Consider the following 19,518-nt stretch of genomic DNA (forward strand, 5'->3'; position numbering starts at 1 on the left):
AAGATTGACTTTACCGGGTTCGCCCCTATGTTGCGGGCAACGCGGCCCTCGGATCGAAACGCGATTCGTCAGGTTTGCCGTCCGTCAGCGTTAGTCAGAGCCCCCGAGCTTTATAGAAAAGCGAGCCGTTTCGGGGCCGAACGCGACAGCCTTTTACCTGCGATGCCGAACGGCGGTTTCGACCAGAGGCTCAATGTCTTTTTCCAATCTAGGCCTGTCCGATAAGGTCCTCGCCGCAGTTGCGGCCACCGGTTACACCACCCCCACTCCCATCCAGGAACAGGCAATCCCGCACGTCCTCGCCCGGCGCGACGTCCTCGGCATTGCCCAGACCGGCACCGGCAAGACCGCTGCCTTCGTTCTCCCGATGCTCACCCTGCTCGAGAAGGGCCGCGCCCGGGCACGGATGCCGCGCACCCTGATCCTCGAGCCGACCCGCGAGTTGGCCGCGCAGGTGAAGGAGCAGTTCGACAAATACGGCGCCGGCCAGAAGCTCAACGTCGCCCTCCTGATCGGCGGCGTCTCGTTCGGCGACCAGGACTCCAAGCTGATGCGCGGCGTCGACGTCCTGATCGCAACGCCCGGCCGCCTGCTCGACCACACCGAACGCGGCGGACTCCTGCTCACCGGCGTCGAGTTGCTGGTGATCGACGAAGCCGACCGCATGCTCGATATGGGCTTCATTCCCGACATCGAACGCATCTGCAAGCTCGTCCCGTTCACGCGGCAGACCCTGTTCTTCACCGCGACGATGCCGCCGGAAATCAGCCGCATCACCGAGGCATTCCTGCACAATCCGGCCCGGATCGAAGTTTCCAAGCCCGCGACCACCGCCGTCACCGTGACCCAATTGCAGGTCCCGGCCGGTCGCGAAGCGCACGACAAGCGCGAGATTCTGCGCCGCCTGCTGCGCGACGCCAAGGATCTCAACAACGCGATTATCTTCTGCAATCGCAAGCGCGAAGTCGCCGTCCTTCACAAGTCACTCCAGAAGCACGGCTTCAGTGTCGGCGCCCTGCACGGCGATATGGATCAATCCGCGCGCACAGCCGCGCTGGATCAATTCCGCAAGGGTGAGATTCCGCTGCTCGTTGCCTCCGACGTCGCGGCCCGCGGCCTCGACATTCCCGCGGTGAGCCACGTCTTCAATTTCGATGTGCCGCACCATCCCGATGACTACGTCCACCGCATCGGCCGCACCGGCCGCGCCGGTCGTACCGGGACTGCGATCTCGATCGTCACCTCGCTCGACAACAAATCGATGGCCGCGATCGAGAAGCTGATCGGCCAGCCGATCCCGCGCGCCGAGGGCGACTACACCGTTCAAAGCGAAGCCTCAGACGAGGACGGCGCGCCGCGCCGCGCGCGTGGCCGCGAGGGTTCGCGCGATGGTGCCCGCGGCGGCCGCAAGCCGCGACGTGAGCGCGAGCCCCGTCACGGTGAGCGCGAAGCACGTCACGGTGAGCGCGAAGCACGTCACGGTGAGCGCGAGGCGCGTCACGGTGAACGCGAGGCGCGCCACGACCAGGAGCCCCGCCAGGAGCGCGCCGCCAGGCCGGAGCGCGAGCCGCGCCAGGGCCGCAATCCGGCCCCGAAGGCCGCCCCGTCGCACGTGCCCTCGATCGGGCGTGCCGAGCCGCGGCGGCCGCAGCGCGAGGCGGACCACGAGCCCGCCGATCACTCGCATTTGCCCGCCTTCCTGCTGCGACCCGTGCGCGCACGCGCATAAGGACCCGCCCTGAAGCCGCCGCGCCTGCGGCGGTTATCCGGTCCAGCTGCACCGCCGCAAGCGACCGACGCACGCGCTGATGCTTCGCGTTTGAAGCAAATCAGCGCGGATTTCGCAGCGCGACGGCGAGCAAGCGAAGAACTTCCGAAAGCCGCATCGATCCGCGAACGGAATCGGGCCCGCTCGGCGTCAGCCGCGGCGAAATCTCCGTAGTTCCACTGTTTACCTTGCCTTCATTCTCGTCCCGTACCCTCGCGCCAATAATTTAGTCATTGCTGCCGGGCATGACCGGCATCGCGTGCATTGAGGACGTGACAGTGGTCAAGCTGCTGGACGAACACGAACGTACGTTGGCGTTTGCCGAAGTCGCGCTTGGTCAGATCCGCTCGCTTCGCCAGACCGCCGTCCCCCGCAACTATGAGATCTGGTACGTCTACGCGACCGGATACAACGCACCGCTCAACAAGGTCATCAACGAGACGCTGGCACGCAGCGGCAAGCTCTCGGAATCCGATCTCGAGCAGATCTACGAAACCTATCTCTCGCACATCAAGACGTCGGACCGCATCGACAAGGTCGGCGCGCGCGTCATCGGCGAGATCGACGCCGTGATGCGGCTGATCACCGATGCGCTCGGCGTGTCCACGACCTACGACGCGAGCCTGGTCGGCGCCAGCAACAAGCTCGCCAGCGCCACCACCCACGAACACATCAAGACCATCGTCGAGGGGCTGGCCAAATCGACCCGCGAGATGCGCGAGACCAACCAGGCCTTGGAGAACCGGCTCGCACTGTCGAAGTCGGAGATCAGCGATTTGCAGCACAGCCTCGAGGCGATCCGCGCCGAGAGCCTGACCGATCCGCTGACCGGCCTCGGCAACCGCAAATATTTCGACCGCTCGATCGACATGGCGGTGCAGACTGCGCTCGCCAGCGGCGAGCCGCTGTCGATGCTGATGTTCGACATCGATCACTTCAAGTCGTTCAACGATTCCTACGGTCACCTCACCGGCGACCAAGTGCTGCGGCTGGTGGCGCAATCGCTGAAGCAGACCATCAAGGGCCAGGACATCACCGCCCGCTACGGCGGCGAGGAATTCGCTGTCGTGCTGCCCAACACCGCGCTGCGCCAGGCGCTGACGGTCGCCGACCACATCCGCCGCGCCGTGATGGCCAAGGAGCTGAAGAAGAAGTCGACCGGCGAGATCCTCGGCCGGGTCACGATCTCGGTGGGCGTCTCCATGCTGAAGCCGGCCGACGACACCGATTCGCTGATCGAGCGCGCCGACGCCTGCCTCTATGCCGCCAAGCGCTCCGGCCGCAACCGCGTGATCTGCGAAGCCGATCCGGAATACAGCGCCGAGACCCAGACCCGGGTGGCGTGAACCCTCACGTCACGAGGATCGCTTCCTTGCCGATCGCTTCTTCTTGGCCGACGGCTTCTTCGCAGCCGCCTTCCTCACCGCGGCCTTCTTGGCCGCTGCCTTCTTGGCAATAGCGTTCTTCGCTGGCGCCTTCGTCTTCCTCGGCCGCTTGCGCAGCGCGGCGCGCTGGGCGGCGCCGAGCGCCAGGCGGGCCCAGACCGCAAGCTCCTCGGCATCGTCGAACAGCCGCGCCGGCAGCTGCCAGTACGAGTTCACCGTGACGGTCCTCTCCCGCGTCGTGTACTGGAACGGCTTGCAGCCTTCCGCCTCGAACTGCGCGATGGTCTCCTCATCGGCGCGGAAGTAGAGCCCGGCCCGCAACGCGAGCGCGAAATTGGTGCCGTCAGCCGAGATGCCGTAGCCGGAGAACATCCGCCGCAGCGTGACCGGGCCGAAATCGGCGAACAGATCCGTCAGGAATTCGCGGTCCATGTGCCCACCCTCGTTCCGGCACGACCGGACACGCCCGCCGCAGCCTCTAGGCTGCGCAGTATGCTCGACGAACACGTCGAGACGCAACGATGGTGGGTATCTGACCCAGACGCGCGAGCGCTCGCCCGCCAGGGGCGGCAGCGATCAGACCGTGGCCGGCTTGAGTTGCACCGATTCGCCGCAACCGCAGGCGGAGACCTGGTTCGGGTTGTTGAACACGAACTGGGCCTGCATCCTGTCGGCCACGTAGTCCATCTCGGTGCCGAGCAGGAACAGCACGGCCTTCGGATCGACCAGGATCTTGACGCCCTTGTCCTCGACCACTTCGTCGGTCGGGCGGATCTCGTGGGCGTATTCGACGGTGTAGGATTGTCCGGCGCAGCCGCCGTTCTTGATGCCGACGCGCAGCCCGACGATCTCGGAATCGGCGCGCTTGGTCAGTTCGGTGATCCGCTCCGCCGCCGCATCGGTCAGTCTCATGACCTGCGGGCGCGGCCGCTTCGGCTTGGCTGGGGTCGGTGAAGCTTGCGTCATGTCACTCATGTGGTCAGTCCCAGCGGCAAATCAATTGCCCGTCTCGAGCCTAAGTCGAATCCCCTAACGCATCACCACATATTGAGGACGAGGCGCGCCTCGTCCGACATCCGGTCCGGCGTCCAGGCCGGATCCCAGACCAGATTGACGTTGACGACGCCGACGCCGGGAACGCTGGCAACCGCATTCTCCACCATCTGCGGCAACTCGCCGGCAGCCGGGCAGTTCGGCGTGGTCAGCGTCATCAGGATGTCGACCGAGCGATCATCCTTGAGATCGACCTTGTAGATCAGGCCAAGCTCGTAGATGTCGGCCGGGATTTCCGGGTCGAACACCGTCTTCAGCGCCGCGACGATCTCGCCGCTCATGCGCTCGGTCTCCTCCGCCGGCAGTGCCGAGGTGGTTTCCATGGAGGCCGTCTTGACTTCGGCTGTATCGGTCATGCGAACAATTCCCGCGCCTTGATCAGCGCCTGCGCCAGATGGTCGACTTCTTCCCTTGTATTATACATCCCGAAGGATGCGCGGCAGGTGGCCGTCACGTTGAACCGCTCTAAAAGCGGCATCACGCAATGGGTGCCGGCGCGCACCGCGATGCCTTGACGGTCGATCACGGTCGCCACGTCGTGCGGATGCGCGCCCTTCATCTCGAAGGAGATCACCGGGCCCTTGTTGCGGGCGGTTCCGATCAAGCGGAGCGAATTGATCTCGCGCAGGCGATCCTGCGCATAAGTGAGCAGGTCGTGCTCATGCGCGGCGATGCGCTCCTTGCCGATCGAATTGACGTAGTCGATGGCAGCCCCAAGCCCGATCGCCTCGACGATCGGCGGCGTCCCGGCCTCGAACTTGTGCGGCGGATCGCCATAGGTGACCCAGTCCTTGGCCACCTCACGGATCATCTCGCCGCCGCCGTTGAAAGGCCGCATCGCGACCAGATGCTCGTGCTTGGCATAGAGCGCGCCGATCCCGGTCGGCCCGTACACCTTGTGACCAGTGAAGGCATAGAAATCGCAATCGAGGTCCTGGACATCGACCGGCAGATGCACCGCGCCCTGCGCGCCGTCGACCAGCACCGGAATGCCGCGGGCATGCGCCAGGCGGATCACCTCCTTGACGGGAACCAGCGTGCCGAGCGCGTTCGACATCTGGGTGATCGCGACGATCTTGGTACGCGGGGTCAGGAGCTTCTCGAACTCCTCGATCAGGAAGTTGCCTTCATCATCGACCGGCGCCCACTTGATCACGGCACCCTGGCGCTCCCTGAGGAAATGCCACGGCACGATGTTGGAGTGGTGCTCCATGATCGAGAGGACGATCTCGTCACCCTCCTTGATGTTCTCTCCGCCCCAGGACGATGCGACGAGGTTGATCGCCTCGGTGACGTTGCGGGTGAAGACGATCTCTTCGTTGCGGCGCGCATTGATGAACTGCGCGACCTTGCCGCGGGCGCCCTCATAGGCTTCGGTCGCAGCGTTGGCGAGATAATGCAGGCCGCGATGCACGTTGGCGTATTCGGACTTGTAGGCCTCGGTCATGCGGTCGAGCACCGCATTCGGCTTCTGCGCCGAGGCCGCGTTGTCGAGATAGACCAGCGGCTTGCCGTAGATCTGCATGGCGAGCGCCGGGAAATCCTGCCGCACCAGCGCGACGTCGTAAGAACCGTTGGCGACCGCCTTGTGCATGCTCACGCCCTCGCCTGTAGCCAGCGCTGGGCGGTGGCAATTGCGACCTCGCGCAGCGGATCGCTGGCGATGCTCTCGATCGCCTCACCGACGAAGGCCTGGATCAGCAGCGCCTGCGCTTCCTTCTCGGGCAGTCCGCGGGCGCGCATGTAGAACAGCAGGCTCTCGTCGAGCGCGCCGGTGGTCGCACCGTGACCGCAGGTGACGTCGTCGGCGAAGATTTCCAGCTCCGGCTTGTTGTCGGCTTCCGCATCGTCGGACAACAGCAGCGCCCGGGTCATCATCTTGGCGTCGGTCTTCTGGGCGTCCGGACGAACGATGATGCGGCCCTGGAACACGGAATGGGCGCGGTCGTCGACGACGGCGCGGAAGATCTCGCGGCTCGCGCAATGCGGCACCGCGTGATCCATGAACAGCGTGGTGTCGGCGTGCTGCTTGCCGTTGATCAGGTTGACGCCATTGGTCTCGACCTTCGAGCCTTCGCCGCTGCAGGTCACCGTCAGCTGATAGCGGCTGACATGGCCGCCGGAGGTCAGGCCGAAGGTGTTGAAATGGGCGTGCGCGCCAAGCGACACGGTCGCCGAGGAAATGTTGAAAGCATCGACGCTGTCTTCGACCAGACGGACATGATCGAGCCGCGCATTGTCGCCGATCGCGACAATCAGCCCGTCATGGGTCTGGTAAGCCTTGGCGTCCTCGCCGGCGAGATAGCTCTCGACCAGGGTCGCGCCGGTATCGCGGCCGAGCCGCAGCAGCGAACGGGTGAACATCGAGGCCGGCGCCGTGCCGGACGCGACGTGGACGATGTGCAGCGGTTCCGTCAGCACGGTGCCGTCGGCGATCTCGATGACGACGCCATCGGTCGCCATCGCGCCGTTCAGCGCGATCATCGGATTGGAGACGTCGGTAGCAATGACCTGCGCCGACAGCGCGCTATCGCCGGCGTCAAGCACCTCGCGCAGCGGGCGGATGCTCAGCCCCTTGTCGAGCTTGCCGAGATCGGACAGATCAGGGGCAAAGGCGCCATCGACCAGCACCAGGCGGCGCACGCCGTCGATCGCGCGCAGCTTGACGGCAGCGGCGGCGCGCCCCAGCGCTGCGGCGTCCGGCGCAGGCGCCAGCGGCAGCACTTCGCGCATCAGCGCCCGCAGGTCGGTGTATTTCCAGTCCTCGATCCGGCGGTGCGGCAGGCCAAGGCGCTCATAGGCCTCGAACGCCTCGCGGCGCTGCTCGGCGATCTTGCCCTTGCCCGGCAGACGGTCGCGCGCGACGGCGAATGCATCGCCCAGCGCGCGCCCGGTCTCGGTCTTTGCAACAACGTTCATCTGAGAACCCGTATCTGTCAGGCAGCGTCTTCGAACTGCGCGTAACCGGACTCTTCCAGCTCCAGCGCCAGTTCCTTGCCGCCGCTCTTCACCACCCGGCCCTTCGACATCACGTGCACGACGTCGGGCACGATGTAGTTGAGCAGCCGCTGATAGTGGGTGATCACGACCATCGCGCGCTCCGGCGAGCGCAGCGCGTTGACGCCGTCGGCCGCGATCCGCAGCGCGTCGATGTCGAGGCCGGAATCCATTTCGTCGAGGATGCAGACGGCCGGCTCGAACAGCGCCATCTGCAGGATCTCGTTGCGCTTCTTCTCACCGCCGGAGAAGCCGACATTGACGCCGCGCTTCAGCATGTCCTGCGGGATGTTGAGCGACTTGGCGACCTCACGAACCTTCTTGAGGAAGGCCGGCGACGAGATCTCGTCCTCGCCGCGCGCCTTGCGCTGGGCGTTGAGCGCCGCATGCAGGAAGTTCCAGGTGGTGACGCCGGGAATCTCGACCGGGTACTGGAACGCCAGGAACACGCCCTTGGCGGCGCGCTCGTTGGGCGCCATCTCCAGCAGGTCCTCGCCCTTGAACAGGATCTGGCCGCCGGTGACTTCATAGCCAGGCTTGCCGGCGATGACGTGGGACAGCGTCGACTTGCCGGAGCCGTTCGGCCCCATGATCGCGTGCACCTCGCCCGGGTTCACCGTGAGCGACAGCCCGTGGAGGATCTCGCGCTCCTCGACACGAACCTGCAGATCTTTCACTTCAAGCAGAGACATCTGATTTTTCCTGAGCATCATCCCGGGGCGCGGCGGCCGCGCCCTCAAACGGGATGGATTAGCCAACCGAACCTTCAAGGCTGATCGAGATCAGCTTCTGCGCTTCCACCGCGAACTCCATCGGCAGTTGCTGCAGCACGTCCTTCACGAAGCCGTTGACGACGAGGCCGACGGCTTCTTCCTGCGAGAGCCCGCGCTGGATGCAGTAGAACAGCACGTCCTCGGAAATCTTCGACGTCGTCGCTTCATGTTCGAACGTCGCCGAGGAGTTCTTGGCCTCGACATAGGGCACGGTGTGCGCGCCGCATTTGTCGCCGATCAGGAGCGAGTCGCAGGCGGTGTAGTTGCGCGCGCCGGTCGCCTTGCGATGGGCGCTGACCAGGCCGCGATAGGTATTCTGCGATCTGCCGGCGGCGATGCCCTTGGAGATGATCCGGCTCGACGTGTTCTTGCCGAGGTGGATCATCTTGGTGCCGCTATCGACTTGCTGGAAGCCGTTCGAGATCGCGATCGAATAGAATTCCCCACTGGAATTGTCGCCGCGCAGGATGCAGCTCGGATATTTCCAGGTGATCGCCGAACCGGTCTCGACCTGGGTCCAGGAGATCTTGGAATTCCGGCCGCGGCAGTCGCCACGCTTGGTGACGAAATTGTAGATGCCGCCCTTGCCCTCGGAATTGCCGGGGTACCAGTTCTGCACCGTCGAATATTTGATCTCGGCGTCATCGAGCGTGACGAGCTCGACCACCGCGGCGTGCAACTGGTTCTCGTCGCGCTGCGGCGCGGTGCAGCCTTCGAGGTAGGAGACGTAGGAGCCCTTGTCGGCGATGATCAGCGTGCGCTCGAACTGGCCGGTGTTGCGCTCGTTGATGCGGAAATAGGTCGACAGCTCCATCGGGCAGCGCACGCCCGGCGGCACGTAGACGAACGAGCCGTCGGAGAACACCGCCGAGTTCAGCGTCGCAAAATAGTTGTCCGAGGTCGGCACCACGGTGCCGAGATATTTCTGCACCAGCTCGGGATGCTCGCGGATCGCCTCGGAGATCGGCATGAAGATCACGCCGGCCGCCTTCAGCTCCTTCTGGAAGGTGGTCGCGACCGAGACCGAATCGAACACGGCGTCGACCGCGATCTTGCGGCTCGGTGTCTGCGGGCCGCCGGGCGGCGGCTCGACGCCCTCGAGGATCGCAACCTCGCGCAGGGGAATGCCGAGCTTCTCGTAGGTCTTGAGGATTTCCGGATCGATCTCGTCGATCGAGGACAGCGTCTTCTTCGGCTTCGGCGCCGCGTAGTAGTAGATGTCCTGATAGTCGATCTTCGGATAGTCGACGCGCGCCCAGGTCGGCTCGGTCATGGTCAGCCAGCGGCGATACGCCTCCAGGCGCCATTCCAGCATCCAGGCCGGCTCGTTCTTCTTTGCCGAGATGAAGCGGACGGTATCTTCCGACAGTCCCTTCGGGGCCTTGTCGGACTCGATCTGCGTCTCAAACCCATATCGATACTGGTCGACGTCGATGCGCCGGACGCGCTCGACCGTCTCTTGTACAGCAGGCATTCAATCCTCCGCTCGCGGTTTCAAGGACCGCGGTGGATCTTCAAGTTCCGAAAATCTCTTACGATGCTTTGAAGACGAAATCCGCTTAGAACAGTTCAAGCTGTGTTTCGTCGTTCCCCCTTAACTAAGGTATCGGCGAGCTTTCGCCAAGCCTTGAGGGCCAAATCCACGTCTGTCTCCGTGGTAGACCAGCCAAGACTGAGCCGCACCGCTCCCTGGGACACGTCTGAACGGTATCCCATTGCCTCCAAGACGTGGGACGGCTGGACCTTGCCCGATGAGCAGGCGGAACCGGAGGACACAGCGACCCCCGCCAGGTCGAATCCGATGACCGCCGTTTCGGCCTTCATACCCGGCGCCGCGAACAAGACGGTATTTGGCAACCGTTTCACGTCGTCAGAGAACACCAACACATCGGGTGTCTGCCGCAGCCCATGCTCGAGCCGGTCGCGCAGCCCCCTGACGCGGGCGGCATCGGCCTTCAGCGCCGCCATCGCGACCTTCGCGGCCGCACCAAAGCCTGCGATGCCCGCGACGTTCTCGGTCCCTGCCCGCCGCCCGAGCTCCTGCCCGCCGCCGCGCAGGGACGCCTCAAGCCCTTCGACGCCTTCGGCCAGCACCAGCGCACCCGCACCCTTGGGCCCGCCGACCTTGTGCGCCGACAGCGTCATGAGGTCGGCCTGCGTCGACGACAGATCGAACGGGATCTTGCCGAACGCCTGGATTGCATCGACATGCAGCAGGCCATGGGCCGCGTGAACGATCGCGGCGACGTCGGCCACCGGCTGAATCGCGCCGGTCTCGTTGTTCGCCAGCATCACCGAGACCAGCGCAGGCGGACCATCCGCCAGCAGCGCACGCAGATGGTCGAGATCGATCACGCCGGCGCGCGTGACATGGATCGCCGACGACGCGTCGGCCGCGAACCGGCCGCCTGCGAGTACGGACGCATGTTCGATCGCCGACACCAACAGCCGCTGCACCGGCGCGCCCGCTGCGCGGCGCAGCCCCGGCGTCAAGGCGAGCGCATTGGCTTCGGTGCCGCCGGAGAGAAACACGACGTCCTGCGGCCGGCCGCCGACCGCCTTCGCCACCGCATTGCGGGCATCCTCGACCAGCCGGCGCGCCCGCCGGCCCTCGCTGTGCACCGAGGACGGGTTGCCGCTCAGTTCCCACGCAGCCGTCATCGCCGCCTTCGCCTCCTGGCGGAGCGGCGTGGTGGCATTCCAGTCGAGATAGACGCGATCGGCCATCGAGCTTGTCCGCCGCAATCACCGTGCTTGCGGTCCTTCGCTTGCGACATAACGACAGTCGGGCATCGAGACCAGATCAGAGTTGGCGGCGCGCGGGATTTTTCACGCGCACCCGAGCCCTCGCCTGTGTTGCCAGGCAAGACATCCACCTGTGCGCGCCGCGCGTGCGATAGCAATATGACAAAGCAAAACTTCAGGTAGCCGACGAGCAATTCGGCGGGTTGATCCGGATCGCCGCCGACGCGCAGGCGATGCGTTCGTCAGAGGGCCGATTAGCCTCTGCCAAGCGGCACAATTTCCTTGATTTTTGCCCCTTGCGTCATGCTAGAAGGCCCAACAGCGTGCCGCCCGGCGGTGCCTGCGCCGATTTCATCATGAGCCGCCCTGCTCGCGCCCGTCGCTGAAGATGGCTCCAACCGGTTGATTGATCGACGTCAATCAAGGGAACGCGTCAATCAAAGGAACACAATGCCTGAAGTGATTTTCACCGGCCCCGCTGGCCGTCTCGAAGGCCGCTATCACCCGGCCAAGCAGAAGAACGCGCCGATTGCGATGATCCTGCATCCGCATCCGCAGTTCCACGGCACGATGAATCATCAGATCGTCTACCAGTGCTACTACGCATTCGCGCATCGCGGTTTCTCGGTGCTGCGCTTCAACTTCCGTGGCGTCGGCCGCAGCCAGGGCTCTTTCGATCACGGCACCGGCGAATTGTCCGACGCGGCGAGCGCACTCGACTGGGCGCAGGCGATCAATCCGGAAGCGCGCGCCTGCTGGGTCGCCGGCTTCTCGTTCGGCGCCTGGATCGGCATGCAGCTTCTGATGCGCCGGCCCGAGGTCGAGGGCTTCATCTCGATCGCGCCGCCCGCCAATCTCTACGACTTCTCGTTCCTCGCGCCCTGCCCGTCGTCGGGCCTGATCGTGCATGGCGACAAGGATGCCGTGGTCCCGCCCAAGGACGTCAACACGCTGGTCGAGAAGCTGAAGACGCAGAAGGGCATCGTGATCGACCAGCAGGTCATCCCCGGCGCCAACCATTTCTTCGACGGCAAGCTCGAGCCGCTGATGGAGACGGTGACCGGCTATCTCGACATGCGTCTCGCCAACGTGCGCTGAGGAAATCCTGTAGCCCGGATGGAGCGAAGCGAAATCCGGGACAGCTCTCACCGCGGATAAGGACCCCGGATTGCGCTTCGCTCCATCCGGGCTACGGATTTACTCCGGTGCGAACTTCAGCGCCGCAATCCCGATCAGCACCAACGCGATTCCGGCAACCTTCATCGGGTTCAACGCCTCGTTGAACAGCAGCACGCCCATCGCGAGCGTGCCGGCCGCGCCGATGCCGGTCCACACCGTGTAGGCGACACCGACGCCGAGCACCTGCAACGCACGCCCGAGCAGGAACACGAACGCGGCGAGCAGCAGCAGCGAGACCAGCGTCCAGCCGAGCCGCGTGTAGCCCTCGGCGTATTTCATCGAGATCGCCCAGCCGACATCCAGCAGGCCGGCGACGACGAGCGCGATCCAGGCAAGCGAGTGCGACATGGCTTACGCCGCAAGCTTCAGCATGTGTGCGCGATGGTTGACGAGGAATGCGTGCAGCAGCGCGGGATAATCAGCTGAAACCGCGCTGCGCACGCTCGGCCGCTGGGCCAGCGCACTGCGCCAGGCGCGCAGTTTTGGCGTATGCGTAAACACCGCGAGATCGGTCAGCTGGTCGAACAGGTCGAAGTAGCGGAAAACCGGCGCGAACACCGCATCGACCAGGCTGAACTTGTCGCCCGCGAAGTATGGACCGGCGCCGAGCGCCGCCTCGACGCGCGCGAATTTTGCCGCGACCGCCTGCCGCTTGCTCTCATGGGTCGCCGCATCGGTTGCGGTCTCGAGCCCCCAGAGGTCGCCGAGAATGGCCGAGCCGAACTCCATCCAGGCACGATGCTCGGCGCGCGTCAGCGCATTCTCCGGATGCAGCTTTGCGCCCGCTTGCGTCTCCTCGATGTACTCGCAGATCACATTGCTCTCGAACAACGCGACCTCCTTGCCATCGTCACGCGTCACCACCAGCACCGGTACCTTGCCGAGCGGCGAGATCTTCAGGAACCAGTCCGGCTTGTTGGCGAGATCGATGTCGATCCGCTCGAACGGCACGCCCTTCTCGCGCAGCGCGATGACCGCGCGTTGCACATAGGGACAGAGCTTGTGGCTGATCAGTTTCAGGGCGGCCATGACGAACCTCGCGTTCAATGCAACTGCATCGAATTAAATGCAGAGGCATGAACTGTCAAGGTAGATGCATTTGCATCTAAATCACGGTCGCGCGATGATGCCCCCGGTCATCGGGATCGGCACCCCCGTGGTGGCGGGATAGCTCAGCGGCAGGCCCTTGAGGCCGCGGGCGGCGAGGAAGCCGAACGCCTGGGCCTCGATCGCATCGGCCGCCCAGCCCAGCGCTTCGGCGGGCTCGACGGTTGCCGGCGCCAGGCGATCACGCAGCACCCGCAGCATCGTCAGGTTGGAGGCGCCGCCGCCGCAGATGATCCAGCTCTTCGGCCGCTTCGGCAGCAGCGGCACGATGCGGGCGATCGCCGCGGCGGTGAACGCGGTCAGGGTCGCGGCCCCATCGGCCGGCGCCACGGCACCAAGCTTGAGGCTGGCGAAGTCGTTGCGGTCGAGCGATTTCGGCGGCGGAGCCGAGAAGAACGGCAGCTTGAGCGCGTGCGCGATCCAGGCCTCGTCGGGCCTGCCCTGCGCGGCGAACCGTCCCTCGGTGTCGAACGGCTGATGCATGTGGCGGAACATGAAGTCGTCGAGCAGCGCATTGCCCGGCCCGGTGTCGCAGGCGATCAGCGTATCCGTGCCGTCGATATAGGTGATGTTGGAGACGCCGCCGATATTGACCACGACGATCGGCCCCTCGCGGTTGAGCGATTGTGCCAGCGCACGGTGGTAGACCGGCACGAACGGTGCGCCCTGCCCGCCGGCCTCGACGTCGGCGGCGCGGAAATCGTGCATCACCGGAATGTGGATCACCTTGGCCAGCGCCTGGGCATCGCCGATCTGCACCGTCAGCTTCCGCTCCGGGCGGTGCAGCACGGTCTGGCCATGGAACCCGACGATGTCGATCTCCTGGGCGGAGATCCGGTGCTGCGCCGTGAAATTGGCGACCGCCTCGGCATGGGCCGAGGTGACGGCCTGCTCGGCCTGCCGCAAGATCCCCGGCCGGGCGTCGCGCCGCGTCAGATGAACCGCCTCGGTCAGCGCCTGGCGCAGCAGGCTGCGCTCGCCTTCCGTGTAAGGTCGATAGCCCGACGGTCCGAAGGCCTTGATCTGGCGGCCGTCGGTCTCGATCAATGCCACGTCGACCCCGTCGAGCGAGGTACCGCTCATCAGACCGAGTGCCGTTAACATCATGCTGGAAGCGCCCCAGCCGGGAACCCCCGGCTTGTCTCAAACAAGTACATCCTATAATGCCACTGCGCGTCCGCTCGCGGCAGCCTCGAGCCTCAAGGTTCCGCAAATAGATGCAAAAACCGTAAAACAAGAATGATCTGGCCAGCCGACAAATGACTGCATTTAAATCGGATTTCCTGAACACTCTACAGGAACGCGGCTTCGTCCACCAGTGCTCCGATTTCGAGGGGCTCGACGCGCTTGCCGCGAAGGGCGAGGCCACCGCCTATGTCGGCTATGACTGCACCGCGCCGTCGCTGCACATCGGCAACTTCCTCACCATGATGATGCTGTACTGGCTGCAGCAGAGCGGCAACAAGCCGATCACGCTGATGGGCGGCGGCACCACGATGGTGGGCGACCCCTCCGGCAAGGACGAGACGCGCGCGATGCGCACGGTCGCGGAGATCGAAGCCAACAAGGCCTCGATCCGCGGCGTGTTCGCCAAGGTGCTGCGCTATGGCGACGGGCACTCCGACGCCATCATGCTCGACAACGCCGAGTGGCTGACCAAGCTGAACTGGATCGAGATGCTGCGCGACATCGGCCGGCACTTCTCGGTCAACCGCATGCTGACGATGGACTCGGTGCGGCTCCGGCTCGAGCGCGAGCAGGAGATGAGCTTCATCGAGTTCAACTACATGGTCTGCCAGGCCTACGACTTCGTAGAGCTGTCGCGCCGCACCGGCTGCCGGCTGCAGATGGGCGGTTCCGACCAGTGGGGCAACATCGTCAACGGCGTCGATCTCGGCCGCCGCATGGGCACGCCGCAACTGTTCGCGCTGACCACGCCGCTGCTCACCACCGCCTCCGGCGACAAGATGGGCAAGACCGCGAAGGGCGCGGTGTGGCTCAACGCCGACCAGTTCTCGCCGTACGATTTTTGGCAATACTGGCGCAACGTCGAGGACGCCGACGTCGTCAAGTTCCTCAAGCTGTTCACCATCCTGCCGATCAGCGAGATCAGCAAGCTCGCCGCGCTCGGCGGCAGCGAGATCAACGAAGCCAAGAAGGTGCTCGCGACCGAGGCGACCGCCCTGCTCCATGGCCGCGATGCCGCCAACGAGGCGGCAGAGACCGCGCGCCGCACCTTCGAGGAAGGCGCGCTGGCCGAAACCTTGCCGACGGTGGAAATTCCGCGCGGCGAATTTGAAGCCGGGGTCGGCGTGCTGGCCGCCTTCGTCAAGGCCGAGCTCGTCGCCTCCAACGGCGAGGCGCGCCGGCAGATCAAGGGCGGCGGACTGCGCGTCAACGATGCCGCCGTCACCGACGAGAAGATGCTGCTGACACCGGCCAACCTGACGCCGGAAGGCGTGGTCAAGCTGTCGCTCGGCAAGAAGCGCCACGTCCTGCTGAAGCCTGCATAGGCGCATTCGCATTTGTCGGTTGTGGGGAGCGCCCAAAGCGCGCTCCCTGCTTTGCACATGGACCAGGCCACGTCTCCGAACCACACGCTGGCAACGCCGGAAAAACAGTCGCGCGTCGCGCTGAACGTGCTCGCGCTCTGCTTCGTGCTGTCGGTGCTCGGCCGCGGCCTCAGTGACAGCTTCACGGTGTTCCTGAAACCGATCTCGGAGAATTTCGGCTGGGACCGTGCCTCCGTCGTGTCGGTCTACTCGCTGACCTGGCTCGCCAGCGGCCTCACCGCGCCCCTGGTCGGACGCCTGTTTGACCGCTCCGGTCCGCGCCTGGTCTATGCGCTCGGCCTGTCGCTGCTCGGCTGCGCGTTCCTGATCGCCTCGCGCGCGCAAGCGCTCTGGCAGTTCCAGCTCAGCGTCGGCCTCTGCGTCGGTTTCGGCACCGCGCTGATCGGCAATGTCTCGAACTCGATCCTGCTCGGCCGCTGGTTCGGCCCAAAGCTGCCGACGGCGATGGCCGTGATGTATTCGGCGACCGGCGCCGGCCTGCTCCTGGTGCTGCCGCTGTCGCAGGTGCTGATCGACCGGATCGGCTGGCGCGAGGCCTATCAGGTGTTCGGCGTCAGTGCGCTCTGCCTGCTGGTTCCGCTCGTCTTGCTGCCGTGGCGTCTGCTCGCCGGCGGATCGCCACACATCGTCAGGAAGGCAGAGGCCAGCCTGGCCGAAGAAGGCTGGACGTTGCTTGCCGCGATGCGCCACCACGCCTTCTGGGCATTGTTCTCCACGTTCTTCTTCACGGCGGTCGCGATGTATGCGCTGACCGCGCAGATCGTCGCCTATCTGATCGACGTCGGCTTCCCGCCGCTGCAGGCCGCCACCGCCTGGGGCTTCTCCGGTGTCGCGCTGTTCGTCGGCATGCTCGGCGTGTCCACGCTCGACGGCATCATCGGCCGTAGGCCTAGCGTGCTGTTCAGCTACGGCGTCTCGATCCTCGGCATCATCCTGCTCTGGCTGTTGCAATGGTATCCGAACTACTGGCTGCTGACCGGCTTCATCGTCTGCTTCGGCAGCATGATCGGCTCGCGCGGCCCCTTGATCACCGCGACCGCGCTGAAGATCTTCCGCGGCGAGCGCGTCGGCACGATCTACGGCACCATCATGATCGGCAGCGGCCTCGGCTCCGGCCTCGGCTCATGGGGCGGCGGTCTGCTGCATGACTGGACCCACAGTTACAATCCGCTGATCGCCTTCGCGCTGGTCAACGTGGTGCTCGGCATGATTCCGTTCCTGGTGGTGCCGGCGCTGCGGCGCTAGCTGGGGCGCATTGAGGCGGGATTTGTCCAGGTTCGGGTTGCGCTGACGCGAGCAGCTCCCCCTAAAATTGCACACTCCGCTGCGGTGCAGTACCATACGCCAAAACAGGCTGTGCAATGTCCCGACTGGTCGACCGGATCTACGAATGCGCCTTTGTACCCGACCTGTGGCCGGAGATTTTGGCGAAATTGGTGCACATCGACGGCGGGATGTCCGGCTGGTTATGTATCTCAAACGGAAACGTCGTCCGATGGGCCGCTTCAAGTCAGGAGGCCCGAGGTGATTTAAGGCCCTTGATGGAGAGCGGATGGATTCCGCGATCGGAACGCTTCAACCGACTGCTGCGGGCGAAACACGCCGGCTTCATACCGGACAGCATTCTCTATACGCCCGAAGAAATGCGCAATGATCCAGCATACCGGGACATGTTGTACCCCCGCGGCATGGGGTGGGCCTCGGCGACGGCGATAGCGCTGCCAACGGGCGATGACATGGTGATCGCGCTGGAACGAGCCTATGATCAGGGATCGGCGTCGCCCGCAGTGCTTGAATCTCTCAACGAGTTGCACGCTCACTTGGCCAGGGCCTCGTTTGTCGCGGCCCGCATGCGATTGGAGCAAGCCCGGGTCGCGACCCAGACGCTCGCTCTTCTCGGTATTCCTGCACTGGTTTTCGCGGACGGCGGAAAAGCCGTCGCTGCGAACCACTTGATCGAAATGCTGAGCGGCTTCGTTCTCTGGCGGGCGAATGATCGGGTCTCGTTGATGGACGCCGCGGCCGACGCCCTGTTGTGCGACGCCATGGCCAAGGTGGATCGGGATGACACCCCGAGTGTGCGGTCATTTCCCGTCCGCAATAGGGACTCCGCGATGATTGCGCATGTCGTCCCGATCCGCGGTTCGGCGCGAGACATATTTTCCCGCTGCGTCGCCATGTTAATGCTGACACCCGTGACAAGGCCGGAAGCCCCGTCGGTCGACCTCATACGATCCCTTTTTGATTTGACCCCTTCCGAGGCGCGCGTCGCTCGCGGCTTGGCCGCCGGCCAAACGGTGAATGACATAGCGGCGGAAAGCGGCACATCCACGAATACCGTTCGCACACATGTCAAGGTCGTGCTGACGAAGACCGGTTATAGCCGGCAGGCGGACGTGGTCGCGTTGCTGAATGGACTCCGGCCGCCCGGCTTCACGAACGACGCTTGATATCCGCGCGACTGGTCGGACGCTCCTTCGCCGGCGATTGGCAAGATTCTTCGTGACGAACAAATGCAAGTGCTCTCACTTGCGCTTCCCTCAAGGCCAACGGGAAGATCATAGCGAACATCAGCAAAAATGATCGCCGTCTCACCAATCTTGGTGAGGCGAACCTGTCGCTGCGCGCCGTAAATGGCGGCTTCAAGTTTCGAGGTCCCAATTTGCAGCCGCCTTCAGGTCATTGGCCGGCTCGACGAAGAGCCGATATTTTGATGGAGATTTTTCATGCCCGTATTCTACGGCACCAGCAGCCAAGATGTTGAATTCGCGACAGACAACTTCGATTCCCTCTATGGGGGGCAAGGCGACGATATCCTTGCAAGCAGCATCATCGGCTTCGACTATTGGGACGGCGGCGAAGGCAATGATGCTCTGCAGGCGATTTGGGACAGCTCAGCCTGGGGCAATTTCTATGGAGGCGATGGCAACGACTTCATCCAGGGAGGCAACAGCGTTGCCGTACAACAAGAGTACGGTGGGAGCGGCGACGACCTCGTTATGGACGACACCGCCGGCTTGACGACACAGAGTCACTACATTGATGGCGGCGCCGGGAGTGACGGCCTCTACGGTTCAAACGGAAGCGATACGATCTTCGGCGGCGAAGGCAGTGACGACGGGCGGAGTATCACGGTCGAACTCCACGGGGCGGCGGCTTCAGGACTGTACGGCGCCGCCGGAAACGACGTCCTGTTCGGCGGCGATGGCGACGACCTGCTGTTCGGCGGCGATGGCGACGACATGACGTATGGCGGCAGCGGCAACGATACGTCGTATGGCGGCAACGGCAACGATACGATGGTTGGAGATGACGGCGCCGACCTGCTGGAAGGCGACGCCGGCGACGACTGGATCTACATGGGCGGCGGCGACGGCGGCAACGCCTACGGCGGAACCGGAAACGACGTCATCATCGCCACCCAGGGCCGCGTGGTCGAGAACGGCGACGACGGCAACGACGTCATGTACGGCGCCAAGGGCAACGACTATTTCTATGGCGGCAATGGCGACGATACCATGTATGGCGGCGATGGCGTCGACGTGCTGCTCGGTGGCGCCGGCAACGACTATTTCGACGGCGGTACCGGCGTGAACTACTATTTCGGCGGCGGCGGCAACAATACGTTTGTCTCCAACGACGTGCCGAGTGTCCAGGTGATTCAGGACTTCAACGCAGCCACCGATACGGTGCAGTTCAACGGATCCGGCTTCACGTCGTTTGCGGATGTGCTGTCGCACTCCTTCCAGAACGGCGCCTACTTCGTCGTCCAGGTCGACGGCGACACCGCGGTCTGGCTGAACGGTGCTACGGCAAGCACGGTCACGGCGGCCAATTTCAGCATCGTCTCGTAGCTTCTTCAAAGCCATTCGGCGACGGCGATTCCTCCCGGCGTCGCCGCTCGTACAAACCAGCACGGCTCCCAGTCCTGTGGTCGC

18 protein-coding genes are annotated in these 19,518 nt (G+C 64.5%); 7 read left to right on the top strand and 11 right to left on the bottom strand.

All coding sequences use genetic code 11. The annotated features are described in order from the left end of the window. Positions 1 to 193 precede the first annotated feature (193 nt). Together BRSPCE3_RS10685 and BRSPCE3_RS10690 are read left to right on the top strand one after the other, a co-directional pair. Positions 194 to 1,729, top strand: a complete 1,536-nt coding sequence (locus BRSPCE3_RS10685) for a DEAD/DEAH box helicase (RefSeq protein WP_244065737.1) — start codon at positions 194 to 196, stop codon at positions 1,727 to 1,729. A gap of 317 nt (positions 1,730 to 2,046) precedes the next feature. Beyond that, positions 2,047 to 3,114: a GGDEF domain-containing protein gene (locus tag BRSPCE3_RS10690; RefSeq protein ID WP_244065738.1), complete on the top strand. Its 1,068-nt coding sequence runs from the start codon at positions 2,047 to 2,049 to the stop codon at positions 3,112 to 3,114. A gap of 9 nt (positions 3,115 to 3,123) precedes the next feature. On the opposite strand, the gene BRSPCE3_RS10695 is transcribed toward BRSPCE3_RS10690, so the two are convergent. The 8 genes from BRSPCE3_RS10695 to BRSPCE3_RS10730 form a co-directional block, all read right to left on the bottom strand. Then, on the bottom strand, positions 3,124 to 3,585 hold the full coding sequence (locus BRSPCE3_RS10695) for a TfoX/Sxy family protein (RefSeq protein ID WP_244065739.1): 462 nt from the start codon (positions 3,583 to 3,585) through the stop codon (positions 3,124 to 3,126). Between the two features lie 144 nt (positions 3,586 to 3,729). Further along, a complete protein-coding gene (locus BRSPCE3_RS10700) occupies positions 3,730 to 4,119 on the bottom strand; it encodes an iron-sulfur cluster assembly accessory protein (RefSeq protein WP_018271449.1) in 390 nt (129 codons plus the stop codon). 71 nt (positions 4,120 to 4,190) lie between these two features. Next, positions 4,191 to 4,562: an SUF system Fe-S cluster assembly protein gene (locus BRSPCE3_RS10705; protein WP_166294943.1), complete on the bottom strand. Its 372-nt coding sequence runs from the start codon at positions 4,560 to 4,562 to the stop codon at positions 4,191 to 4,193. Then, positions 4,559 to 5,806 (bottom strand): cysteine desulfurase, encoded by a 1,248-nt coding sequence (locus BRSPCE3_RS10710; protein ID WP_244065740.1) that lies wholly within the window; start codon positions 5,804 to 5,806, stop codon positions 4,559 to 4,561. Before BRSPCE3_RS10710 ends, BRSPCE3_RS10705 begins: the two co-directional genes overlap by 4 nt. Beyond that, a complete protein-coding gene (gene sufD / locus BRSPCE3_RS10715; RefSeq protein WP_244065741.1) occupies positions 5,803 to 7,125 on the bottom strand; it encodes a Fe-S cluster assembly protein SufD in 1,323 nt (440 codons plus the stop codon). Before sufD ends, BRSPCE3_RS10710 begins: the two co-directional genes overlap by 4 nt. A gap of 17 nt (positions 7,126 to 7,142) precedes the next feature. Beyond that, positions 7,143 to 7,895, bottom strand: coding sequence for a Fe-S cluster assembly ATPase SufC (gene sufC, locus BRSPCE3_RS10720; RefSeq protein ID WP_244065742.1), 753 nt, complete (start codon positions 7,893 to 7,895; stop codon positions 7,143 to 7,145). Positions 7,896 to 7,953: 58 nt separating this feature from the next. Further along, positions 7,954 to 9,450, bottom strand: coding sequence for a Fe-S cluster assembly protein SufB (gene sufB, locus BRSPCE3_RS10725; RefSeq protein ID WP_244065743.1), 1,497 nt, complete (start codon positions 9,448 to 9,450; stop codon positions 7,954 to 7,956). A gap of 95 nt (positions 9,451 to 9,545) precedes the next feature. Further along, positions 9,546 to 10,703, bottom strand: coding sequence for a cysteine desulfurase family protein (locus tag BRSPCE3_RS10730; RefSeq protein WP_244065744.1), 1,158 nt, complete (start codon positions 10,701 to 10,703; stop codon positions 9,546 to 9,548). 468 nt (positions 10,704 to 11,171) lie between these two features. On the opposite strand from BRSPCE3_RS10730, the gene BRSPCE3_RS10735 reads away from it, so the two are divergent. Then, the gene (locus BRSPCE3_RS10735) at positions 11,172 to 11,819 is read left to right on the top strand and encodes an alpha/beta hydrolase (RefSeq protein WP_016843213.1); all 648 of its coding nucleotides are present in this window, start codon (positions 11,172 to 11,174) and stop codon (positions 11,817 to 11,819) included. Positions 11,820 to 11,918: 99 nt separating this feature from the next. Here the strand turns inward: BRSPCE3_RS10735 and BRSPCE3_RS10740 are convergent, their stop codons facing one another. From BRSPCE3_RS10740 to BRSPCE3_RS10750, 3 genes are all read right to left on the bottom strand, one after another. Next, positions 11,919 to 12,248 (bottom strand): multidrug efflux SMR transporter, encoded by a 330-nt coding sequence (locus BRSPCE3_RS10740; protein WP_244065745.1) that lies wholly within the window; start codon positions 12,246 to 12,248, stop codon positions 11,919 to 11,921. Positions 12,249 to 12,251: 3 nt separating this feature from the next. Further along, positions 12,252 to 12,929: a glutathione S-transferase family protein gene (locus tag BRSPCE3_RS10745; RefSeq protein ID WP_244065746.1), complete on the bottom strand. Its 678-nt coding sequence runs from the start codon at positions 12,927 to 12,929 to the stop codon at positions 12,252 to 12,254. 81 nt (positions 12,930 to 13,010) lie between these two features. After that, positions 13,011 to 14,114 carry an anhydro-N-acetylmuramic acid kinase gene (locus tag BRSPCE3_RS10750; RefSeq protein WP_244065747.1) on the bottom strand — a complete coding sequence of 368 codons (1,104 nt, stop codon included), beginning with the start codon at positions 14,112 to 14,114 and terminating at the stop codon, positions 13,011 to 13,013. Between the two features lie 152 nt (positions 14,115 to 14,266). Between BRSPCE3_RS10750 and tyrS the strand changes: the two genes are divergently transcribed. From tyrS to BRSPCE3_RS10770, 4 genes are all read left to right on the top strand, one after another. Then, complete coding sequence (gene tyrS / locus BRSPCE3_RS10755) at positions 14,267 to 15,520, top strand: tyrosine--tRNA ligase (RefSeq protein WP_244065748.1); 1,254 nt, start codon at positions 14,267 to 14,269, stop codon at positions 15,518 to 15,520. A 57-nt stretch (positions 15,521 to 15,577) separates the two neighbouring features. Next, positions 15,578 to 16,825: an MFS transporter gene (locus BRSPCE3_RS10760; protein ID WP_244065749.1), complete on the top strand. Its 1,248-nt coding sequence runs from the start codon at positions 15,578 to 15,580 to the stop codon at positions 16,823 to 16,825. A gap of 116 nt (positions 16,826 to 16,941) precedes the next feature. Further along, a complete protein-coding gene (locus BRSPCE3_RS10765; RefSeq protein ID WP_244065750.1) occupies positions 16,942 to 18,030 on the top strand; it encodes a helix-turn-helix transcriptional regulator in 1,089 nt (362 codons plus the stop codon). 276 nt (positions 18,031 to 18,306) lie between these two features. Then, positions 18,307 to 19,434 (top strand): calcium-binding protein, encoded by a 1,128-nt coding sequence (locus BRSPCE3_RS10770; protein WP_244065751.1) that lies wholly within the window; start codon positions 18,307 to 18,309, stop codon positions 19,432 to 19,434. Positions 19,435 to 19,518 lie beyond the last annotated feature (84 nt).

Source organism: Bradyrhizobium sp. Ce-3 (assembly GCF_022835695.1).
In the GTDB taxonomy this organism is placed as follows: Bacteria; Pseudomonadota; Alphaproteobacteria; order Rhizobiales; family Xanthobacteraceae; genus Bradyrhizobium.